The following is a 19,287-nucleotide window of genomic DNA, read 5'->3' on the forward strand; positions in this document are numbered from 1 at the left end:
TGCTCTAACTCTTTGATGAGAGACGGATTCAGATTTCAAATCGGATCACTTTGTGACCCGATTTGAAATCATCCGGCTCTAGGGGCTGATCCATGGACACGACCATCCTGAGCCTCGCGCTCGGCGCGGCGGTTGCCGGTTTCGTGCAGGGGCTCTCGGGCTTCGCCTTCGGGCTCGTCGCCATGTCCTTCTGGGCCTGGACGCTCGAGCCGAGGCTGGCGGCCGTGATGGCGGTGTTCGGCGGGCTGACGGGGCAGATCATCTCCGCTTTCTCCCTGCGCCGCGGCTTTGATCTGGCGCGGCTCTGGCCCTTCCTGCTCGGCGGGTTCGCCGGCATTCCGCTCGGCGTCGCGTTACTGCCGCTGCTCGATGCGACGCTGTTCAAAGCCGCGCTGGGCTGCCTGCTGGCGATCTGGTGCCCGATCATGCTGTTCGCGCCGCGTCTCCCGGCGATCCGTGTCGGTGGGCGTCTGGCCGATGGCGTCGTCGGCCTCACCGGCGGCATCATGGGTGGCTTCGGCGGCTTTACAGGTGTGGTCCCGACGCTGTGGTGCAGCTTGTGCCGCATGGACAAGGATGTGCAGCGCTCGATCATCCAGAACTTCAATCTGGCGACGCTCGCCGTCACCATGCTGAGCTATGTCGTGGCCGGGAACGTCACGCCCGAGATGCTGCCTTCCTTCGCCATCGTCGCGCCGGCCATGCTGATCCCCTCGCTGATCGGCGGCCGTCTCTATATCGGCATCAGCGAGGCCGCCTTTCGCCGGATCGTGCTTGCCTTGCTGACATTGTCGGGGGTTACGCTGCTCGCCGCGTCGTTGCCGCGGCTGCTGGGCAGCGGATGACATCGCAGCGGGAACGTCTTCGGCCCGCGAACGTTACCGACGCTGGAGCGAACGTCGAGCAGGCCTGGTTCAGCCTGCCGCGGGGAGATTGGGCCGAGGGTGAGCGCAGCATGGCCGCGGTTTCCGGATTGCCGGATCTGGCTCGCGAGGACGAGGGCCCGATTTGGAATGACGCGAGCCGGAAAGCGTTCTAGAGGACCGCAACCGGGCAGGGGCGGACGATTATCCAGGTGGATTATGCACGGCCAGTCTATTCCAAGGCTCACGACACCTCGTCTCACCCTCCGCGCCCAGATCCCAGGCGACTTCCCGGCTTATGCCAAGTTTCTCGCCTCGCCGCGCGCGAAAGCCATGGGCGGGCCTTATCGCCTCCGCGACGCCTGGGGGCTGTTCTGTCACGATATTGCGGGGTGGGCCTTGTTCGGGCATGGCGCGCTGATGATCGAGCTGGCCGGCACGGGCGAATGCATCGGGCAGGTCGGCATCAACGATGGGCCGCTGTTTCCAGAAAGGGAGCTCGGCTGGCTTGTCTATGACGGCCATGAGGGCAAGGGTTACGCAACCGAGGCGGCGCTGGCCTTGAGGGATTGGGCCGCCGACACGGCCGGGTTGCGCGACCTCGTCAGCTATATCGATCAGGAAAACCACCGATCCATCGCGGTCGTCGAGCGACTTGGCGCAGTGCTCGACAGGGATGCCCGGAAACCGGACCCGGAAGATTTGGTGTATCGTCACCATATGATGGGCTGACGGGGTTTATCCAGATGCTGGGAATGCCCACAACAGGATGCCGTTCCGTCCGCAACTGACCGGAAGCAGTTGCGCCATTCATGAGTTCGCAATCTTGAGGCCGACATGCCGCGTTTTGCCGCCAATCTCTCGATGATGTTCACCGAATGGGACTTCCTCGACCGCTTCAAAGCTGCGGCCGATGCCGGTTTCGAGGCGGTGGAGTTCTTGTTCCCTTATGAGCACGCGTCTGAGAAGATCGGCCTGGCGCTCGCCGGCGCCGGGGTCGAGCAGGCGCTGTTCAACCTGCCGCCGGGCGATTGGGCCAAGGGCGAGCGCGGCATGGCGGCGATCCCCGGCCGCGAGGACGAGTTCAGGGCAGGGATCGAGACGGCCCTGGCCTATGCGCATGAGACCGGTGTCAAGCGCCTGCACATGATGGCGGGCCATGCCGACCCGCAGGATCCCGCCGCGCAGAAGGCTTATCGCGCAGCGCTCGCCTATGCCGCCGACAAGCTGGCCGAGCACGACATCGACCTGCTGCTGGAGCCGATCAACGGCCGGGACATGCCCGGCTATTTCCTCAACGATTTCGACCAGGCGGCGGCTTACGTCCGTGAGTCGGGTCGCGCGAATGTCAGGCTGCAGTTCGACATGTATCATTGCGAGCTGATCCATGGCGACGTCTCGGGCAAGCTCAAGGCGCTCTACCCGCTCGTCGGCCATGTTCAGATCGCCAGCGCCAATGGCCGCCACGAGCCCGACGCCTCGGGGCCGGACTATCCGCGCCTGTTCGAAGAGCTGGACGGGCTTGGCTATGAGGGCTTCGTCGGCTGTGAGTATCGGCCGGCGGCCGGCACGCTCGAAGGGCTCGGCTGGTTCTCCGATTTCAGGAAGCCGGAGTGATCTCGCCTTTCGCCTATCCGGCTCTGGTCGCCGATATCGGCGGCACGAATTGCCGGCTGTCGCTCGTATCCCGGGCAGGGGCGCCGCATGAGCCCCTGGCGCGGATCAGCACCGGTGGCCACCCGACGCCGGAGGCGGCGCTGGAGGCTGTGCTGTCGACGTTGGCGCAGCGGCCGCGCAGCGCCATCCTTGCCGTCGCGGGGCCTCTGGATGGGCGCAAGGCGCAGCTCACCAACGCCAATTGGCATTTCGACGGGCCGGAATTCGCCGAAGCGCTCGGGCTCGAACAGGGCCTGCTGGTCAATGATTTCGAGGCACTGGCGGCCTCGCTCGCGGTGCTGCGCGCCACGGATCTGACGACGCTGGTTCCGGGAGAGCCGGAGCCTGATGGGCTTCGCCTCGTGCTCGGGCCTGGTACGGGCTTTGGCGCCGCCGCGCTCCTGATGCGGGGCGAGCGCGGCGTCCTGGTGCCGACCGAGGCCGGTCATATCGGCATCGGCCCGGAAGACCCGACCGAGCACAAGATCTGGCCGGCGCTCGCCACCGAGCAGCCGCGCGTCACGGTCGAGGGGCTGCTCAGCGGAGACGGGCTGGTGCGTTTCCACCGCGCGGTGGCGAAGCAATCGGGCATGCTGGAGGCCGATGTCAGCGCCGCCGACGTAACGACGCTGGCGCTCGACGGTGACCCCGCCGCGCTGATGGCGGTGATCTGCTTCTGGCGATTGCTGGCGCGGGTCGCAGGCGATCTCGCGCTCGCTTTCAAGGCGACGGGAGGCGTCTATGTCGCAGGCGGCATCGTGCCGCGGCTCCTGCCGCTGGCCGATCCGGCGACGATCCAGGCCGTGTTTCATGCCAAGCCGCCGATGGAGGATCTGGCGAAGCGTTTCGCTTTGCATGTGATCACGACACATGATGCGGCCGAGCAGGGGCTGGCCGCCATCGCCACCGCGCCGGCGCGGTTCGGGCTGGACGACCCCGCGCGGCTGTGGTTTGCGTGAGCGTGTCGGTTTCGCGCGTCTGAGGCTCTTTCCGGTTTGTTCCAGCTTTACGGCATCCAGGCCCTGCGCGCGGCTGCGGCCTTCATGGTCGCCGTGCATCATGTCCAGTATGACGCCATAGCGCTGGCCGCCCGGAGCGGGGCCGGTTTCTCGCCTTCGCTGCTGCTGCCCTGGATGGCTGGCGTCGACATCTTCTTCGTCGTCTCCGGCTTCATCATGGTGCATGCCTCTGCCGATCTCTTCGGCCGGGCAGACGGTGCAAAACTCTTTCTGCAGCGCCGGCTCGCGCGCATCGTGCCGCTCTACTGGGCTGCGACGACATTGTTCCTGCTCGTTGGACTGGTCCTGCCGGGCGCACTGAATTCGGGCGTACCGGATCTGGCGCAGATCGCCGGCTCCTATCTGTTCTGGCCCACGATCTCGACGATGGGGCTTGTCCAGCCGGTCTATTCACTGGGTTGGACGCTGAACTATGAGATGCTGTTCTACGCGCTCTTCAGCCTGGGGTTGCTGCTGCCGCGCGCCTGGACGCTTCCCGCCATCACCTTGGCCTTGGCGGGCTTGGTCGCGGGTGAGGCCTTGGCCGGGCCGCTCGCCGTGCCCCTGCGCTTCTGGGGCCAGCCTATCGTGCTCGAATTCGTGGCCGGGATGGGGATCGCCCTGCTGTGGCGGCGGGGCTTTCGACTGGGGTTCGCCTCGGGCGTCGCGGTCGCTGCGCTTGGCGTGGCGCTGCTCCTGGTCGCGGCCCAAATGCCGGGCAGCGATGCACCCTGGGCCGCGCTTGCATGGCGGGGCTCGGCTGCGGCCCTGCTCGTGCTGGCGGCAGCGTGCGGCAAGCGGCGGGAGGCACCCTCCGCGCCGCTCCGCTGGCTGGCGCTGGTCGGTGACGCTTCCTATGCGCTTTATCTGGTGCACCCCTTCGTCATTCGGGGCCTGCATGAGCTGTTCCAGCGTCTCGGCTGGGGATCGCCGCTGCTCTTCATCATCGTGGCTCTTGCGGGTGCCGTCGTTGCGGCGCTCCTGGTCCACCGCCTCTTCGAGAAGCCGGCGACGCGCTTCATGCGGCGCAAGCTCGGCGCCTGAAAATCCGCGCCGGTCTGTTTCCCTACCGCATCAACTTGTCCCGAAAACCGGCTCCCAGTTTTCGAGTCGATGCTCTATTTCAAGCGCATCCCCTTCAGTGACTGGCCGACGACGCCTCCGGAGCGGCGTCTCTCGGCGCGCTTGGCCTTGATACCGGCAACATCCTCCGGCTGGGGATGGCGGCCGCGCTCCAGCAGTTCGAGCGTATATTCCTCATAGGTCAGGCCCAGGGCCTCGGCGCGCTCCTCGCGGCGCAGCGCGATTGCCGGGGGCTTGCGCCAGGCCCGGCGATGGGCCGTGCGCCATTCGAAATAGCGGTTGATCTCGCCTTTGCCCCATTCCGGCTCATGTGGCGGCGGCTCATCGAGCGGTGGGCCGCCATTGTCGCCCATGCCGGTAGGTCGGTCGGCTCGTTGCTGCTTCAATCTGGCCAAGGGGCGCTCCGGGTGGACGCTTCGTTCGAAAAGGGGGCTCCTGCGCTCACGATAATAGCGCTTGTGCGCCGCACCAAGATCGAACTCAACGCAGCACGGCGCGTGACAGAGCCGCCGCGCCGGTCTATCCCGCCTGCATTCCCCTCACGGACACCCCATGGCCCCCTTGCTCCATCTGCGCGACGTCGCGCTCACCTTCGGCGGACAGCCGCTTCTCGAGGCGGCGGAGATTGCCGTTTCCGCCGGCGAGCGCGTTTGCCTGGTCGGCCGCAACGGCTCGGGCAAGTCGACCTTGCTGAAAATCGTGGCGGGGCTCGTCGAAGCCGACAGCGCCGACCGTTTCGTGCAGCCGGGCTGCACGGTGCGCTATCTGCCGCAGGAGCCGGATTTTACCGGCTACAAGACCTCGCTCGCTTATGTCGAAGCGGGCCTCGGACCGGGCGACGACGCCTATCGCGCGCAATATCTGATCGATGAGCTCGGCCTGACCGGGCTGGAGGATCCCGCCACGATGTCGGGTGGCGAATCGCGCCGCGCGGCCTTGGCGCGGGTGCTGGCGCCCGAGCCCGACATCCTGCTGCTCGACGAGCCGACCAACCATCTCGATCTGCCCGTGATCGAATGGCTGGAGCAGGAGCTGAAATCCTTGCGCTCGGCCATGGTTCTGATCAGCCATGACAGGCGCTTCCTGACCTCGCTGTCGCGCGCCACGATCTGGCTCGATCGCGGCCTGACGCGGCGCATGGACAAGGGGTTTGGCGAGTTCGAGGCCTGGCGCGACGAGGTGCTCGCCCAGGAGGAGCTCGACCGCCACAAGCTCGACCGCAAGATCGCCCGCGAGGAAGACTGGCTGCGTTACGGCGTCAGCGCGCGCCGCACCCGCAACCAGCGCCGCCTCGGAGAACTGCATGGCCTGCGCGAGCAGCGCCGCACCGCCCGCAATGTCGTCGGCAATGTCCGGCTCGAGGCGAGCGAGGCGCAGACCTCCGGCAAGCTCGTGATCGAGGCGATCGACGTCGCGAAATCCTTTGGCGACAACGCGGTGGTGAAGTCGCTGTCGCTGCGCGTGGCGCGTGGCGACCGGATCGGCATCGTCGGCCCCAATGGCGCCGGCAAGACCACGCTGATCAACCTGCTGACCGGCGCGCTCGCGCCCGATTCCGGCAAGGTCAAGCTCGGCGTCTCCTTGAACATGGTCACGCTCGACCAGCGCCGCGAAAGTCTCGACCCTGCGACGCCGCTCGGCGATGCGCTGACCGGCGGCGGCTCCGACCAGGTCATGGTCGGCGACACGCCGCGTCATGTCATCGCCTATATGAAGGACTTCCTGTTCCAGCCGCTGCAGCGGCGCACGCCGGTGGGAGCACTGTCGGGCGGCGAGCGCGGTCGCTTGATGCTGGCGCGGGCGCTGGCAAAGCCTTCCAACCTCCTGGTGCTGGACGAGCCGACCAACGATCTCGACCTCGAGACGCTCGACCTGCTGCAGGAGCTTCTGGCCGACTATCAAGGCACGGTCCTGCTGGTCAGCCATGACCGCGACTTCATCGACCGCGTCGTCTCGGCGACGCTGATCTCGGATGGCGACGGCGTCTGGACGGAATTCGCCGGCGGCTATTCCGACATGCTGGCGCAGCGCGGGCGCGGCGTTGGCGCGAAGGTGAGGGCGGTCCCCGGGAAATCGGCGCCTGCCGAGCACAAGTCCATGGTGGCGGCCGTTCCTGCGCCGGCCGCGAAGCGCAAGCTTTCCTTCAACGAGAAGCATGCGCTGGAGACCTTGCCCAAGCGCATCGCGGTTCTGCAAGCGGAAGCCGCCAAGCTCAGCCAGGCGCTCTCGGGCGATCTCTATACGCGCGACCCCAAATTGTTCGCCAAGGCGACGACGCGGCTGGAAGAGGTGACACGCGAGATCGGGCAGGCGGAAGAGCGCTGGCTGGCGCTGGAGATGCTGCAGGAAGAGCTGGGGGCGTGAGACCGAGGCGTCATGCTCGGGCTTGTCCCGAGCATCTCGCGACGAGAGAGCCTCCTTTTCCCAGCACCTTACGCGGCCGGAGATTCTCGGGTCTTCGCTGCGCTTCGCCCGAGAATGACGCTGCGACGCCGCCATACAATTTCCGTCTCCGCCCAATCGCGAAAACGCATTTGTTGCCGGCGGCAAATCTCACCAATGTCGCGGACCCCGAGAAAAACAGACCCTAAGAAAAACGACCCCGAGAAAAGCTGAGGAAGCACGATGAGATTGAAGGGCAAGACGGCGCTGATCACCGGCGCGGCACAGGGGTTCGGGCTCGGCATTGCCGAGACCTTCGTGCGCGAGGGCGCGCGGGTGGCCGTGCTCGATATCAATGCCGACAAGGCCAAGGAGGCGGCCAAGGCGATCGGCCGCAAGGCCTTCGCCGTCGGTTGCGATGTCGGCCGGGCTAGGAGCGTCGACAAGGCGGTGGAGCGCGTGCTGGCGAAGTTCGGCCGGCTCGATATCGTCATCAACAATGCCGGCATCAGCCATCGCAACCAGCCCATGCTGGATGTCTCCGAGGAGGAGTTCGATCGCGTCTTCGCGGTGAACGTGAAGTCGATTTACCTGATGGCGCGCGCGACCGTGCCGCATTTCCGCGAGCATGGCGGCGGCGTCATCCTGAACATCGGCTCGACCGCCGGCATTCGGCCGCGCCCGGGCCTGACTTGGTATAACGGCTCCAAGGGGGCGGTGAACCTGCTCTCGAAATCGATGGCGGTGGAGCTGGCGCCCGACCGCATCCGCGTCAATGCGATAGCACCCGTAGCCGGCGAGACGCCGTTGCTGGCGACCTTCATGGGCGAGGACACGCCGGAGAAGCGCGCGCAGTTCAAGGCAAGCATTCCCTGGGGCCGGCTCTCGACGCCGCAGGACATGGCCAATGCGGCGCTCTATCTGTGCTCGGACGATGCCGAGATGGTGACGGGCACGGTTCTGGCGGTGGATGGCGGGCGCTGCATCTGAGAGGCGCATGTCATTCCGTGCGCGCTGCGGCGCGCAGTGCCGCTGCGCAGACACGGGACCGTCAGCAGAATAGGGCGCCTGCGCGTCGCGCGGTCCCGCATCTGCGCGGCGGCATTGCATGCCGCGGCGCGTGCGGGATGACACCGCTCACACCGGCTTTGCGTGCAGCGCGATCTCCTGGCGCAGCATCACAGTGCCGTCTGGTTCGAAGCCGCGCTGCTCGACGCTGATCTGGGGCGCGCTTGCGTCGCCCTCGATCTTGAACAGATGCCAGGTCGCCATCTCGCCATGGCCGAGCGGGCCGATCGAGGCCGAGGGCACACCGACGATCGGCACGTCGCGGCCCAGCCCCGGGCGCCAGGCCAGTGAGAATGTGTGGTTGTGGCCGTGCAGGATCAGATCGGCGCCGCTGCGCGCCAGCATCGCCTCGAAAGCCTCGGCATCGACGAGCTCGCGCGCGCGCCGCGCGCCGCCGACATAGGGCGGATGATGGATCAGAACGACGCGGATCAACCCCTCATCGCGGGCGCGGTTCAGCAGGGCCTCGGCCTTGGCGATCTGCGCCTGGCCGAGGCGCCCCGTCGCCATGAGGGGCAGGGTCGGAATGCCGCTGTTGAGGCCGATCAGCGCGACCGGGCCACGGCGACGATACCAGGGATAGCCGGCCGCGCCCTCGTCATCAGCACACCACGGGCCGAGATGGCTGGCGAGCGGCTTCAGCGATGAGGGGGCATAGGCGTCGTGATTGCCCGGCACGAAGCTGACGGCATCGCGCGGACCCAGCGTGTCGAGGAAGGTGACGGCCGTCTTGAATTCGTTGGGCAGGCCGATATGGGCGACATCGCCGGTGCAGGCGACATGGTCGGGCGCTTGCGCGCGGATATCGGCGACGACCAGCGCCAGGACGTTCATGTCATGGGCATGGCGCCGCTTGCGCCGCCAATTGACATAGCCCGTCGCGCGCTTGCCCAGGAGCTGGTGCAGCGAAAAACCGGCGAGTGGGCCGAGATGCGGGTCGGACAGATGCGCGAGCTTGAACACAGCCTAAGCGCTTGCCCTTGCCGCCCGCCAGCCGTCAAGCGCGAAAGATGCGTCGATCGCGACGCAAGCCTCGCGCTGGTCGGATCAGTTGGCGGTGCCGGTCAGTTCGGAGACGATGAACGAATCGGTCAGGGTGACGGCGGGCTTCCAGACATAAGCCGGCTTGGCGCGCAGGCGAGAGATGATGAAAGAGAGTAGCATGACGAGAGTTCCTGTTTGTAAGGCTGACTTCTCTGCCTCGTTTGCGGCGCGTTTGTGACGTAACGGAACCGGAAATGGGCCTCTGCCATGCGTTATTTGCATAGACAATTAGGATTTCCTTTGGATTTAACGAGTCGATGACCGTGGATCGCGCATCCGAGCCCCTTGCTGACCGGCTGCCGGGGGCCGAAACGGGTCGCAGCTTGCCGCAAAAGATGCTTGGCCGGCTGCTGCATCTCTATTTCCGCATCGTGCGGGGCATGACGCTGGGCGTGCGCGCTGTCGTGCTGGACGGCGAAGGCCGCGTCTTCCTGGTGCGTCACACTTACACTCCCGGCTGGCACCTGCCGGGTGGTGGCGTCGAAGTCGGCGAGACGCTCGAGGAGGCGCTGGCGAAGGAGCTGCGCGAGGAAGGCTGCATCCGGTTAACGGGGCCGGTGATGCTGCACGGCATGTTCTTCAATCGGGCGATGTCGCGGCGCGACCATGTCGCGGTGTTCGTGGTGCGGGAGTTCGTGGTGGAGAGCGTCAAGCAGCCGGACCGGGAGATTGCCGAGGCTGGCTTCTTCCCGCTCGATGCGCTGCCGGAGGGCACAACGCCGGCGACGCGGCGGCGGCTGGACGAGATCGCGGCTGGCGCAAGAGCTCCGGCCGTCTGGTGAGCCCACGCTTATCGCGAGAAGCGTGATGGACGCCTGCGCGTCACTCTGCTACAGCCCGCCGCCATGACGAACGGGCAACGCCTTTCCACCCTGCGACGACCGGCGCGCTGAGCGCGCCCTTGAGGCATGCCGCCGATGCGCGGCCATGCTCTCGCCGTCCTATTCGCAGGTTTCTGCCCGCCCGCAGGTTTGCCCGTCATGACGTCCTTGCCTTTGACCATTCGCCATGAGCTTCCTGCCGATGCCGCCGCGATCGAGCGTTTGCATGAGCGCGCCTTCGGGCCGGGGCGTTTCGCGCGCACGGCCTTTCGTCTGCGCGAGGGCGTGCCGCCCGATGCAAACCTGACTTTCGCCGCCCATGTCGGCACGTTTCTGGTCGGCTCGATCAGGGTGACGCCGGTTTCTGCGGGCGGCAACACCGCGCTGATGCTGGGGCCGCTAACGGTCGATCCCGCTTTCGAGGGGCGCGGCATCGGGGCGGCCCTGATGAACCGCTCGATCGAGGCGGCGCGGGCCGCAGGTTACGATTTGATCATGCTGGTGGGGGACGCGCCCTATTACGCCCGCTTCGGCTTCAGGCCGATCCCGCCGGGCCAGCTTGTCTTGCCGGGGCCGGCAGATCCGGCGCGCTTCCTCGCGCTGGAGCTGGTCGAGGGCGTGCTGGCGCAGCGCAGCGGCGCTGTCATGCCCTATCGCTGAGGGGCGTGTCATTCCGGGGCTCGGCGAAGCCGAGAACCCGGAACCCACGACCGGGTGAGGCTTTGGCCATGCGCCGTCGAAAACGCTCGCCCGGTCGTGGTTTCCGGGTTCGGCCCTTCGGGCCGCCCCGGAATGACAGGGCTATGCTGCGTCCGGGCGTCGATTGAAGCGCCTGCCGCTCTCGCCCAGCCAACCGGCAACAAGCGCGCCAAACAGCAGCGCCAGGCCGATCAGGCCGATGAAGAGCGGCGAGACCTGGACGCCGCGCACGATGCCGGAATCGCTGATGCGCAGGCCGATCCAGTCCGAGCCGGCGAATTGCGATCCGGACCGCACCGGCACGATGCGCGGAATGGTCACGTTCGAGCCGATCTCCTGGCCGATCCGCCGTGAGGAGCCGCCGCTGGCCTCGGCCAGAGCCTGAAGCTGGGCCGGGTTGCTGACCACCTCCATCAATTCGCGCGGATTCTCGGGGCCGACGCTGGCAAAGGCGGTGAGGTTGTCGGCGGCGACGCGATGCAGGCCGAATTCGCTGGTAGGGATGCGCGCAGTGAAGAGGCCGGGCCGGCCGGCCTCGAGCGGCACGGAGCGCGATTGTCCGTCCGGCCCGGTGATGGTCACGGGGGAGGGCGTGTCGCCGAGCGTCTGGCGCTCGACCTCGATGACGCCGCCGCGGGCCGAGGCGCGCAGCGCTTCCTCTTCCAGCTCGGGCTCCTTCATCAGCCAGTGGCTGAGCCGGCGCAGCAGATCGAGATAGGGGCCGCCATCGCGAAAGCCGCGCGCCCAGAGCCAGGCATGGTCGGAGAGGAAGAGCGCGACGCGGCCCTTCTGCTCGCGCGCCAGCATCAGCAAAGGTCGCTCACCCGGGCCGGTCATCACGGCCGAACCGGTGCGGGCGCGGGCGCCGACCATGCGCAGCCATTCGCCCCAGCGCGGTGGATCGACCTCGGAGCCCGGCAGGTCGCGGGTGACGGGGTGGCGCTTGCCGGGTTCGCTGACATGGGCGCGATAGGCCTCGTCGATCACGGAGCCATCCGGCAGGGCAGGCAGGATCTGGCCCAGGGGCGTGCGCGATAGGCTTTGCGAGCCGGCATATTCCGGCCCCGCCGCGATCAGCAAGGCGCCGCCCTCGCGGACATAGCGGACGATGTTGTCGAAATAGATCAGCGGCAGGATCGACTGGTTGGCGTAGCGGTCGAAGATGATCAGGTCGAATTCCTTGATCTTGACCTGGAACAGCTCGCGCGTCGGGAAGGCGATCAGCGAAAGCTCGTTGATCGGCGTGCCGTCCTGCTTCTCCGGCGGGCGCAGGATGGTGAAATGCACGAGGTCGATATTGGCGTCGGCCTTCAGCAGGTTGCGCCAGGTGCGCTCGCCCGGATGCGGCTCGCCCGAGACCAGCAGCACGCGCAGCTTGTCGCGCACGCCTTCGATGGTGATCACCGCGCGGTTGTTGGCGAGCGTGAGCTCGTTCTCGAGAGGATCGGCTTCGATCTCGACGACATTGGGGCCGCCGCGATCGATCCGGATCGGCACCTGCACGATCTCGCCGGCGGTGACCTCGCGGCGCGCGATGATCTCGCCGTCGCGGCGGATAGTCAGCCCGGCCCGACCCGGCCCGCCTCGCTCGACGACGCGCAGGCGGACGTTCTGGTCCTTGCCGACGATGCCGAAGCGCGGCGAATCGACCAGCACGATGCGGCGGTCGATCTCGGCGTTGCGCCCCGTGGTCAGCACATGCAGCGGCGCGCGCAGGCCCAATGCCTCGGCATTGGCCGGGGCGTCATGGGCGAGGCCGTCGGTGATCATGATCGCGCCGGCGACGCGCTCGGAGGGCACGTCGGCGAGGCTTGCGGCCAGCGCCTCGAACAGGCGGGTGCCGTCGCCCGAGCCTTGCGCATCGCGAACCTCGACGATACGCGATTCGACATTGTTCAGGCCGCGCAGCTGGCGCTCGATCTCGGCCTGGGCGGCCTGCGTCTGGGCTGAGCGGTCGGCCAGCCGGTTCGAGCCGGAGCGGTCGACCACCACCGAGACGACGTCCTTGACCGGCTCGCGATCTTCGAAGACGAGCGATGGATCGGCCAGCGTCAGCGTCAGCATGGAAAGCGCGAGCGCGCGCAGGATGGCGCTGCGCCCCGCCAATACGATCGCCGCACCAGCCGCGAGCGCAGCCAACAGGCTCAGGCCTATCAGCAGCGGCAGCGGCACCAGCGGGGCGAAGGAGAGGCTCCACATCAGGTCGACATCCTGCTTGTCCACTCCGTCGGGGAGACCATCCCCTCAGCCCTCATCCTGAGGAGCGCTCTGCAGGAGGGCGTCTCGAAGGATGCTCCAGCTGGTTCCGGAGCCTCCTGGAGCATCCTTCGAGACGCCGCTGCGCGGCTCCTCAGGATGAGGGCTGAGGGAGTCTGGAGCATCATCACTGCCCGAGCCTTTCCAGAAGGGCCGGGACATGGACCTGGTCGGCCTTGTAGTTGCCGGTGAGCGCATACATCACGAGGTTGACGCCGGCCCTGAGCGCCATTTCGCGCTGGCGCGGATCGGAGCCCGACAGCGGGACCAAACCCTCGCCGCGCCGGCCGACAGCCCAGGCGGAGGCGAGGTCGTTCGAGGTGATGACGATCGGCGAGACATTGTCGCCGGCCCGCGCCGGGCGGCGGCCGTCCTCGCCTGCGGGGGGAGGATCTCGACCCAGGTCGTGCCGGTGTCGTAGCGGCCGACGAAGCCGTCGAGGATGTAGAAGGTCTTGGTCAGGACATGGTCGCGCGGCAGCGGTTCGAGCTCGGGAATGTCGAGCGTCTGCAGCATGCGGCGCAATTGTTCGCCCTCGGGCGTAGTGCCGCCGCCGGGCCGTGCGCTCATCGCGTCGCGGGTGTCGAAGATCACGAGCCCGCCGCCCTTCATATAGGCTTCGAGCTTGCGCAGGGTCTCGGGCGCGGGGATCGGGCGTCCGGCCACGATCGGCCAGTACAGCACCGGGAAAAAGGCGAGCTCATCACGGTCGGCATTGACGCCGACGGCCTCGCCGGGTTCGAGCGCGGTGCGCGCGCCGAGCACGATGTTGAGACCGGCAAGGCCGGCCTTCGACATGTCGTCGACGGTTTTGTCTCCGGTGACGACATAAGCCAGCCGCGTCACGGCGCCGGCGGCGAAAAGCTCGCGCGGAATCGGCGGGCGGTCGTCCGCCGGCGCTGCCGGCACGGCTTGAGCGCGCACTATGTCGGGCGTTGCGGTGCCGACGAGCACGAGCGCCAGCAGGATCGCGGCCGGCGCGGCGCGGCCTGCGCGGCGCGCAATGTTCAGCCGGCCGCCGAGCCAGAGCGTCGCCAGCGTGTCGGCGATCAGGCACAGCAGCGCCAGCACCAGCAATTGCGGGCGGATGTCGAACGCGACCGGCTTGTCGACCGGCAGGATCGGCGCGCCGAGCGCGGCCAGATCGATCGCCCGCAGGCTGTCGGCCGGGTTCAGGGCGTTCACCGCGAGCGAGCCGTCGGCGGGGCCGTAGATGCCTGGCGGATGCGCTAAGGTCGCCCGTCCGGCGAAGGTCCGGGCCACCGGCTGGGCGGTTGCGGGCGGGCTGCGGAAGGCGCCGTGGCCATCAAGCACGCGGGTCGGCGACAGCGTATCCACGCGCGCATCCTCTCCTTGAGCCTCGCTCGGCCCGGTTCCGGCAAGGCTGACGACCTTGCGCAGCATATCGACAAACAGCCCCGAGAGCGGCAGGTTCGACCATGTCGTGTCGGCGGTGACATGCATCATCGCGATCATGCCGTCGCCACGGCGTTCGCCGGTGACGACCGGCGTGCCGTCCTCCAGCGCAGCCCAGGTCTTCCTGGCGAGATCGGCTTCGGGCTCGGCCAGGATCTGTCTGGAGACGCGGACATCGTCATTGATGGCGATGCCGAAGAAGGGGCTCTCGCGGGTGAAGGGGGCGAGCTTGCGCGGGGTTTCCCAGGAGAGGCCGCCGCCGAGCGTGCGGCCGCCGCGGCGCAGGCGCACCGGCGTGAGGTCGTCGGCGGCTGCCGCCAGCCGCGCGCCGGCGAAGCGCAGCAGCACGCCGCCGCGCTGGATGAAGCTGTTGATCTTGCCGACGGTATCGCCGTCGAGCGCGCCGATATCGGCGAGCACCAGCACGGAGAGGTTTTGCGCCAATAATTCGCCGATCGGGTCGGTCGAGCCCGGGCGCGGTTCACGGATCTCGGCGAAGGGGGAGAGCGCGCGCGAGACGTAATAGGTCGGCGAAAGCAGCGGCTGGGCCGTGTCGGTGGTGGTGCCGGAGACGATGCCGACGCGCCGGCGCTTGGCGCGGTCATCGAGCAGCGCCACGGCCGCCGCGCTGCGCTCGCCGACGATCTCGAGCCGGGACACGGCGTTGCGCACCTCGATCGGCAAGGTCAGGCGCGCCGAACTCTGCAAATCCGAGCCGTTGAAGATGAAGGGCGCGTCGCCGAGCGGGAGCCCCTTGAGATCGAGCGCGCGGACATGGCCCGTGGCAGTGGCGGCGCTGGTGGGGCGCAGCACCTTCACGGCAAGCGCGCCAGCGAGGTTCTCGGGCGATGTCAGCGCGAGCTGGCCGGGGGAGCCGGCATGGATCGAGAGCCGGCGAGCATCGGCTTCCTGCTTCAGCCGGGCGAGGAAGGGGCCGTCATCGGCGATCGAAAGGCCATCGCTGACCCAGACGGTCTCGGCCTCGGGCGCGCTACGCAGGAAGGCCTCGATACGCTGGAGATGGGCGGAGCGGTCGGGCGCATGCGGCTGCAGCGCCAGAGCGCGTAACCGGTCGAGCGCGGCGCGCGGCTCAGACAGGGCGATTTCACCGGGCGCCTCGGCGAGGCCGACGATGGCGACGGCCCGGCCTTCGCGGGAGGCGGCGGCGAGGCGGGATTCTGCGATCGCCTGCCGCTCGGGCCAGTCGGTCGCGGCGCCGAAGCCGTTGTCGATCAACAGCAACATCGGGCCGCGCATCGGGCCAGCCTCGCGCGGCGGGTTCCAGACCGGGCCGGCGACGGCGAGGATCGCGAGCGCTGCGACAGCCATGCGCAGGGCCAGCAGCCACCAGGGCGTATGGGCCGGCATTTCTCGCTTGGCGATGAGGTCCGCCATGATCTTGAGCGGCGGAAAGTCGATGCGTCTCGGGCGCGGCGGCGTCACGCGCAGGATCAGCCACAGCGCCGGCAGCAAGGCCAGCGCGGCGAGCGCCAGCGGGGCGGAGAAAGCGATCGGCAGGGAAGCGAGCATGGGTCTCGTCCGTCCTCCCTAGCGTCCGGGGCCGCGCGAAGCGGCGATCAGGCTGGCAATGCGCAGCACGCCTTCGCTTGCCGGCCGGTCCGTGCGATGCAGCGTCAAGGTCCAGCCGACCTTGCGGCAGGCTTCCTTGATCGCGTCGCGATGCGCTTCCAGCCGCTGCCGGTATTCCTCGCCCCAGGAGCCGGCATCGCCGACCCTGAGCGACAAACCGTCCTCAAGGTCGAAGAGTTCCGCCTGGCCGGTGAAGGGGAAGGTCTCCTCGATCGGATCGGCGATCAGCAGGACATGGCCGCGCGCGCCTGATGACGCCATCGTGGCGATGCGCTTGGCCAGCGAGGCAGCCGGGGAAAGACCGTCGGTGATGATGATCGCATCGGCCAGACGCGGCAGCGGCGCGTCCGGCGGCAGGTCGGCCTCCGTGCCCTTGGCGTCGACCAGGATCGCCTGCGCCAGCGTTTCGACGATGCGGCGCGAGGCAAGGGCACGGGTCAGGCCGAGATGGCCGACGCGCTCGCCGCCCTCGACCAGCGTCTCGGCCAGGGCGAAGCCAGCGATGAGCGCGCGATCGACCTTGGAAGCGAGCGCCAGGGAGGAGGCAAAACCCATCGAGGCCGAGCGGTCGATCCAGAGCCAGATCGCATGTGAGGCTTCCCATTCGCGTTCGCGCACGAAGAGATGGCCGTCACGGGCTGAGCGGCGCCAGTCGATGCGCGAAGCGGATTCGCCTGTGACCAGCGGGCGATATTGCCAGAAGGTCTCGCCGGGGCCTGCGCGCCTGCGCCCATGGATGCCGTGCACGCTGGCCGAGACCCGTCGCGCCTCCAGGATCAGCCGGGGCAGACGCGCGGCGAGATCGAGCGAAGCGGTGAGAACCGGCCGAGCCGGTTGGCGTTCGGAGGTCCCGAGAACGCGCATGCGCAGCATTGTCGTGTCGCCTCCTACCCCAACCGTTCCACAAGCCTGGCGATGATACCCTCGACGGTTTCGCCATCGGCGCGCGCGGCGAAGGTCAATGCGATGCGGTGCTTCAGCACCGGAATGGCCAGCGCCGCGACATCGTCCACCGATGGGGCGAGGCGGCCTTCGACCAGAGCCCTGGCGCGGCAGGCCAGCGTCAGCGACTGGCTGGCGCGGGGCCCCGGGCCCCAGGCAAGCTTGTCGGTGATGGCGGCGTCGCCGCCCTCGGGCCTGGCCGAGCGCACGAGGTCGAGGATCGCATCGACCACGGTCTCGCCGACCGGCAGGCGCCGTACCAGCCGCTGCGTCGACATCAGCGTCTCGGCGGTCATCGCCTGGACGGGCTTGTGCTCGGTGGCGCCGGTGGTTTCGAGCAGGATGCGGCGCTCCGCCTCGCGGTCGGGATAGGCGACGTCGATCTCAAGCAGGAAACGGTCGAGCTGGGCCTCGGGCAGGGGGTAGGTGCCCTCCTGTTCGATCGGGTTCTGGGTTGCGAGCACATGGAAGGGGGCCGGCAGGTCGTAGCGCTCGCCACCGATGGTGACATGGTGCTCCTGCATCGCCTGCAGCAGCGCCGACTGGGTCCGGGGGCTGGCGCGGTTGATCTCGTCGGCCATCAGCAATTGCGCGAAGACCGGACCCTTGATGAAGCGGAAATGACGCTTGCCCTCCGGGCTCTCATCGAGCACCTCGGAGCCGAGGATGTCGGAGGGCATCAGGTCCGGTGTGAACTGCACGCGGCGGGCGTTCAGGCCGAGCACCGTGCCCATCGCCTCGACCAGCTTGGTCTTGGCGAGGCCGGGCACGCCGACGAGCAGGCCGTGGCCGCCGGCGAGCAGGGTGATGAGCGAGAGATCGACGACCTTCTGCTGGCCGAAGATGACCTGGCCGATTTCCGTGCGCGCCGCGCCGATGGCGCCGAGCGCGGCCTCGGCCGCCTCGACGATGCCGGTGTCGAGATTGATCGGCGGGTTGCTCTCCGCCGCACGGACTTGCGCCACCATGTCGATCTCCTTCACCCTTGTCGTCGCAGCTTGCGTCTTCTTGTCCCGGCGTCTTCGCTTCCGGCCCGTCTTGAACCCACAAGGCCTTGAGCCGTTGAGTGTGGACGGGTCGCCATGCCGGCTCAAGGGGCCCGATGGCGCAGTGCACATAAACTCCGCTTCACGATTATGTGGAGTTCAAGGCAAAGAACGCGATGCAACCAATATGCCGCATGCGGCGCAGCCGGGGTTTTCGATGACAGAATCAGCCTCCGCCATGGACCGGCTGCTGAGTTCGCTGCGCGACGGCAAGAGCCGCGGACTGCCGCCGGTCGAGCGCTGGAATCCGCCTTTCTGCGGCGATATCGACATGCGCATCGCTGCCGACGGCACCTGGTTCTATCTGGGAACGCCGATCGGACGGCCTGCTTTGGTCAAGCTTTTCTCTTCCGTTCTGCGTAAGGACGGCGCTGATTACGTTCTCGTGACCCCGGTCGAGAAGGTCGGGATCACGGTCGAGGACGCGCCTTTCCAGGCCGTCGAGATGGCGGTGGATGGCGAGGGGGAAGGGCGCTCGCTGGCGTTCCGGACGCAGGTCGATGACCTCGTGAGCGCGGGGCCCGGCCATGCGATTCGCTTCGAGCGCGCGGCCAAGGGCGGGCTCAAACCCTATATCCACGTCAGGCGCGATCTCTGGGCGCGGGTGACGCGGGCCGTGACCTATGACCTGCTCGCGCTCGGCGAGGTGCGTGAGGTCGACGGCTTAGCGATGTTCGGCGTGGCTGCTGGCGGTGCGTTCTACCCGGCCGTGCCGGCCAGTGAGATTGAGGATGGCGAGGCGGAATGACGGCGTTGAACCTGACAGCGGATGCGTTCGCGGCGCTGGCGCGCGAACGGTTGCGCCACGAGCCGCCTGCGCTTGGCGACCTCATCAGCCGTTTGCGCGGCGACCATGAGATGCAGCCCGAAGACCTGCAGTCCGAGCCGTTTGCCATGCCCGACGAGGCGACCGTGATACAGGCGGCGGTGCTGATCGGCATCGTGGCTCGCCCGGAAGGGCCGACTGTGCTGCTGACACGGCGCGCGGCGGCGTTGCGCAGCCATTCCGCGCAGATCGCCTTTCCCGGTGGGCGGGTCGATGCCGTCGATGGCTCGCCGGTGGTCACGGCGCTGCGCGAGGCGGAAGAGGAGATCGGCCTGCCGCGCCAGCAGGTGCGGACGCTCGGCTTTCTCGACGCCTATCTGACCGGCACCGGCTATCGCATCGTGCCGGTGGTCGCGCTGATCGAGCCGCCATTCTCGCTGACGATCAACCGGCATGAGGTCGATGAAGCCTTCGAGACGCCGCTCGCCTTTCTGCTCGACCCCGCCAATCACCATCGCGAGGGACGCCTGTGGGAGGGCCGCCATCGCACCTACTATGCGATGCCGTTCGGGGATCACTATATCTGGGGTGCAACCGCTGGCATGATCCGCAACCTTTACGAACGGCTCGCCGGCTGACCTGACTGGGAAGAAACGC

Annotated in this window: 16 protein-coding genes and 2 pseudogenes; 11 read left to right on the forward strand and 7 right to left on the reverse strand. The window is 67.8% G+C overall.

Annotated features, from left to right (window positions below):
• The first annotated feature begins 92 nt into the window (after positions 1–92).
• The 5 genes from RMR04_RS07145 to RMR04_RS07165 all read left to right on the forward strand — a co-directional run bounded on the left by RMR04_RS07145 (position 93) and on the right by RMR04_RS07165 (position 4,561).
• Entirely contained in the window at positions 93–845 is a 753-nt protein-coding gene (locus RMR04_RS07145) for a sulfite exporter TauE/SafE family protein (protein ID WP_311913780.1), read from the forward strand.
• A gap of 237 nt (positions 846–1,082) precedes the next feature.
• Positions 1,083–1,595 (forward strand): GNAT family N-acetyltransferase, encoded by a 513-nt coding sequence (locus RMR04_RS07150; protein ID WP_311913781.1) that lies wholly within the window; start codon positions 1,083–1,085, stop codon positions 1,593–1,595.
• Between the two features lie 105 nt (positions 1,596–1,700).
• A complete protein-coding gene (gene otnI, locus RMR04_RS07155) occupies positions 1,701–2,480 on the forward strand; it encodes a 2-oxo-tetronate isomerase (protein ID WP_311913782.1) in 780 nt (259 codons plus the stop codon).
• The gene (locus RMR04_RS07160; RefSeq protein ID WP_311913784.1) at positions 2,477–3,478 is read left to right on the forward strand and encodes a glucokinase; all 1,002 of its coding nucleotides are present in this window, start codon (positions 2,477–2,479) and stop codon (positions 3,476–3,478) included. The genes otnI and RMR04_RS07160 overlap by 4 nt, the downstream gene beginning before the upstream one ends.
• Positions 3,479–3,514: 36 nt before the next feature.
• Positions 3,515–4,561 (forward strand): acyltransferase family protein, encoded by a 1,047-nt coding sequence (locus RMR04_RS07165; RefSeq protein ID WP_311913785.1) that lies wholly within the window; start codon positions 3,515–3,517, stop codon positions 4,559–4,561.
• A gap of 74 nt (positions 4,562–4,635) precedes the next feature.
• Here the strand turns inward: RMR04_RS07165 and RMR04_RS07170 are convergent, their stop codons facing one another.
• On the reverse strand, positions 4,636–4,995 hold the full coding sequence (locus tag RMR04_RS07170; protein WP_311913786.1) for a hypothetical protein: 360 nt from the start codon (positions 4,993–4,995) through the stop codon (positions 4,636–4,638).
• Between the two features lie 157 nt (positions 4,996–5,152).
• Here RMR04_RS07170 and RMR04_RS07175 point away from each other — a divergent pair, with 157 nt between their 5' ends.
• Positions 5,153–6,964, forward strand: a complete 1,812-nt coding sequence (locus RMR04_RS07175; RefSeq protein ID WP_311913787.1) for an ABC-F family ATP-binding cassette domain-containing protein — start codon at positions 5,153–5,155, stop codon at positions 6,962–6,964.
• Between the two features lie 261 nt (positions 6,965–7,225).
• Positions 7,226–7,972, forward strand: a complete 747-nt coding sequence (locus tag RMR04_RS07180) for an SDR family oxidoreductase (RefSeq protein ID WP_311913788.1) — start codon at positions 7,226–7,228, stop codon at positions 7,970–7,972.
• Between the two features lie 147 nt (positions 7,973–8,119).
• Here RMR04_RS07180 and RMR04_RS07185 read toward each other — a convergent pair whose 3' ends face one another.
• Entirely contained in the window at positions 8,120–9,013 is an 894-nt protein-coding gene (locus tag RMR04_RS07185) for a metallophosphoesterase family protein (protein ID WP_311913789.1), read from the reverse strand.
• Positions 9,014–9,429: 416 nt separating this feature from the next.
• Between RMR04_RS07185 and RMR04_RS07190 the strand changes: the two genes are divergently transcribed.
• Both RMR04_RS07190 and RMR04_RS07195 read left to right on the forward strand, forming a co-directional pair.
• Complete coding sequence (locus RMR04_RS07190) at positions 9,430–9,876, forward strand: NUDIX domain-containing protein (protein ID WP_311915758.1); 447 nt, start codon at positions 9,430–9,432, stop codon at positions 9,874–9,876.
• Positions 9,877–10,074: 198 nt separating this feature from the next.
• Positions 10,075–10,575, forward strand: a complete 501-nt coding sequence (locus RMR04_RS07195; protein ID WP_311913791.1) for a GNAT family N-acetyltransferase — start codon at positions 10,075–10,077, stop codon at positions 10,573–10,575.
• A 141-nt stretch (positions 10,576–10,716) separates the two neighbouring features.
• Here RMR04_RS07195 and RMR04_RS07200 read toward each other — a convergent pair whose 3' ends face one another.
• From RMR04_RS07200 to RMR04_RS07215, 5 genes and pseudogenes are all read right to left on the reverse strand, one after another.
• Positions 10,717–12,813 (reverse strand): hypothetical protein, encoded by a 2,097-nt coding sequence (locus tag RMR04_RS07200; RefSeq protein WP_311915760.1) that lies wholly within the window; start codon positions 12,811–12,813, stop codon positions 10,717–10,719.
• 307 nt (positions 12,814–13,120) lie between these two features.
• Positions 13,121–13,396: pseudogene (locus RMR04_RS32075) on the reverse strand (hypothetical protein); the annotation flags it as partial.
• Positions 13,327–15,816, reverse strand: a pseudogene (locus RMR04_RS07205) (DUF4159 domain-containing protein); the annotation flags it as partial. The pseudogenes RMR04_RS07205 and RMR04_RS32075, both read right to left, overlap by 70 nt.
• Positions 15,817–15,834: 18 nt before the next feature.
• Positions 15,835–16,749, reverse strand: coding sequence for a DUF58 domain-containing protein (locus RMR04_RS07210; RefSeq protein ID WP_410492208.1), 915 nt, complete (start codon positions 16,747–16,749; stop codon positions 15,835–15,837).
• Positions 16,750–16,763: 14 nt separating this feature from the next.
• Complete coding sequence (locus RMR04_RS07215) at positions 16,764–17,786, reverse strand: AAA family ATPase (RefSeq protein ID WP_311913792.1); 1,023 nt, start codon at positions 17,784–17,786, stop codon at positions 16,764–16,766.
• A gap of 235 nt (positions 17,787–18,021) precedes the next feature.
• On the opposite strand from RMR04_RS07215, the gene RMR04_RS07220 reads away from it, so the two are divergent.
• The gene (locus RMR04_RS07220) at positions 18,022–18,612 is read left to right on the forward strand and encodes a DUF1285 domain-containing protein (RefSeq protein ID WP_311913794.1); all 591 of its coding nucleotides are present in this window, start codon (positions 18,022–18,024) and stop codon (positions 18,610–18,612) included.
• Positions 18,609–19,268, forward strand: a complete 660-nt coding sequence (locus RMR04_RS07225; protein ID WP_311913795.1) for a CoA pyrophosphatase — start codon at positions 18,609–18,611, stop codon at positions 19,266–19,268. Before RMR04_RS07220 ends, RMR04_RS07225 begins: the two co-directional genes overlap by 4 nt.
• Positions 19,269–19,287: the final 19 nt, after the last annotated feature.

The sequence above is a fragment of the Bosea sp. 685 genome (assembly GCF_031884435.1).
Lineage (GTDB): Bacteria > Pseudomonadota > Alphaproteobacteria > Rhizobiales > Beijerinckiaceae > Allobosea.

Coding starts and splice junctions, on each gene's coding strand:
- RMR04_RS07145 (WP_311913780.1), top strand. CDS start 93: ATGGACACGACCATCCTGAGCCTCGCGCTCGGCGCGGCGGTTGCCGGT.
- RMR04_RS07195 (WP_311913791.1), top strand. CDS start 10,075: ATGACGTCCTTGCCTTTGACCATTCGCCATGAGCTTCCTGCCGATGCC.
- RMR04_RS07190 (WP_311915758.1), top strand. CDS start 9,430: ATGCTTGGCCGGCTGCTGCATCTCTATTTCCGCATCGTGCGGGGCATG.
- RMR04_RS07200 (WP_311915760.1), bottom strand. CDS start 12,813: ATGTGGAGCCTCTCCTTCGCCCCGCTGGTGCCGCTGCCGCTGCTGATA.
- RMR04_RS07175 (WP_311913787.1), top strand. CDS start 5,153: ATGGCCCCCTTGCTCCATCTGCGCGACGTCGCGCTCACCTTCGGCGGA.
- otnI (WP_311913782.1), top strand. CDS start 1,701: ATGCCGCGTTTTGCCGCCAATCTCTCGATGATGTTCACCGAATGGGAC.
- RMR04_RS07220 (WP_311913794.1), top strand. CDS start 18,022: ATGACAGAATCAGCCTCCGCCATGGACCGGCTGCTGAGTTCGCTGCGC.
- RMR04_RS07210 (WP_410492208.1), bottom strand. CDS start 16,749: ATGCTGCGCATGCGCGTTCTCGGGACCTCCGAACGCCAACCGGCTCGG.
- RMR04_RS07180 (WP_311913788.1), top strand. CDS start 7,226: ATGAGATTGAAGGGCAAGACGGCGCTGATCACCGGCGCGGCACAGGGG.
- RMR04_RS07215 (WP_311913792.1), bottom strand. CDS start 17,786: ATGGTGGCGCAAGTCCGTGCGGCGGAGAGCAACCCGCCGATCAATCTC.
- RMR04_RS07225 (WP_311913795.1), top strand. CDS start 18,609: ATGACGGCGTTGAACCTGACAGCGGATGCGTTCGCGGCGCTGGCGCGC.
- RMR04_RS07150 (WP_311913781.1), top strand. CDS start 1,083: ATGCACGGCCAGTCTATTCCAAGGCTCACGACACCTCGTCTCACCCTC.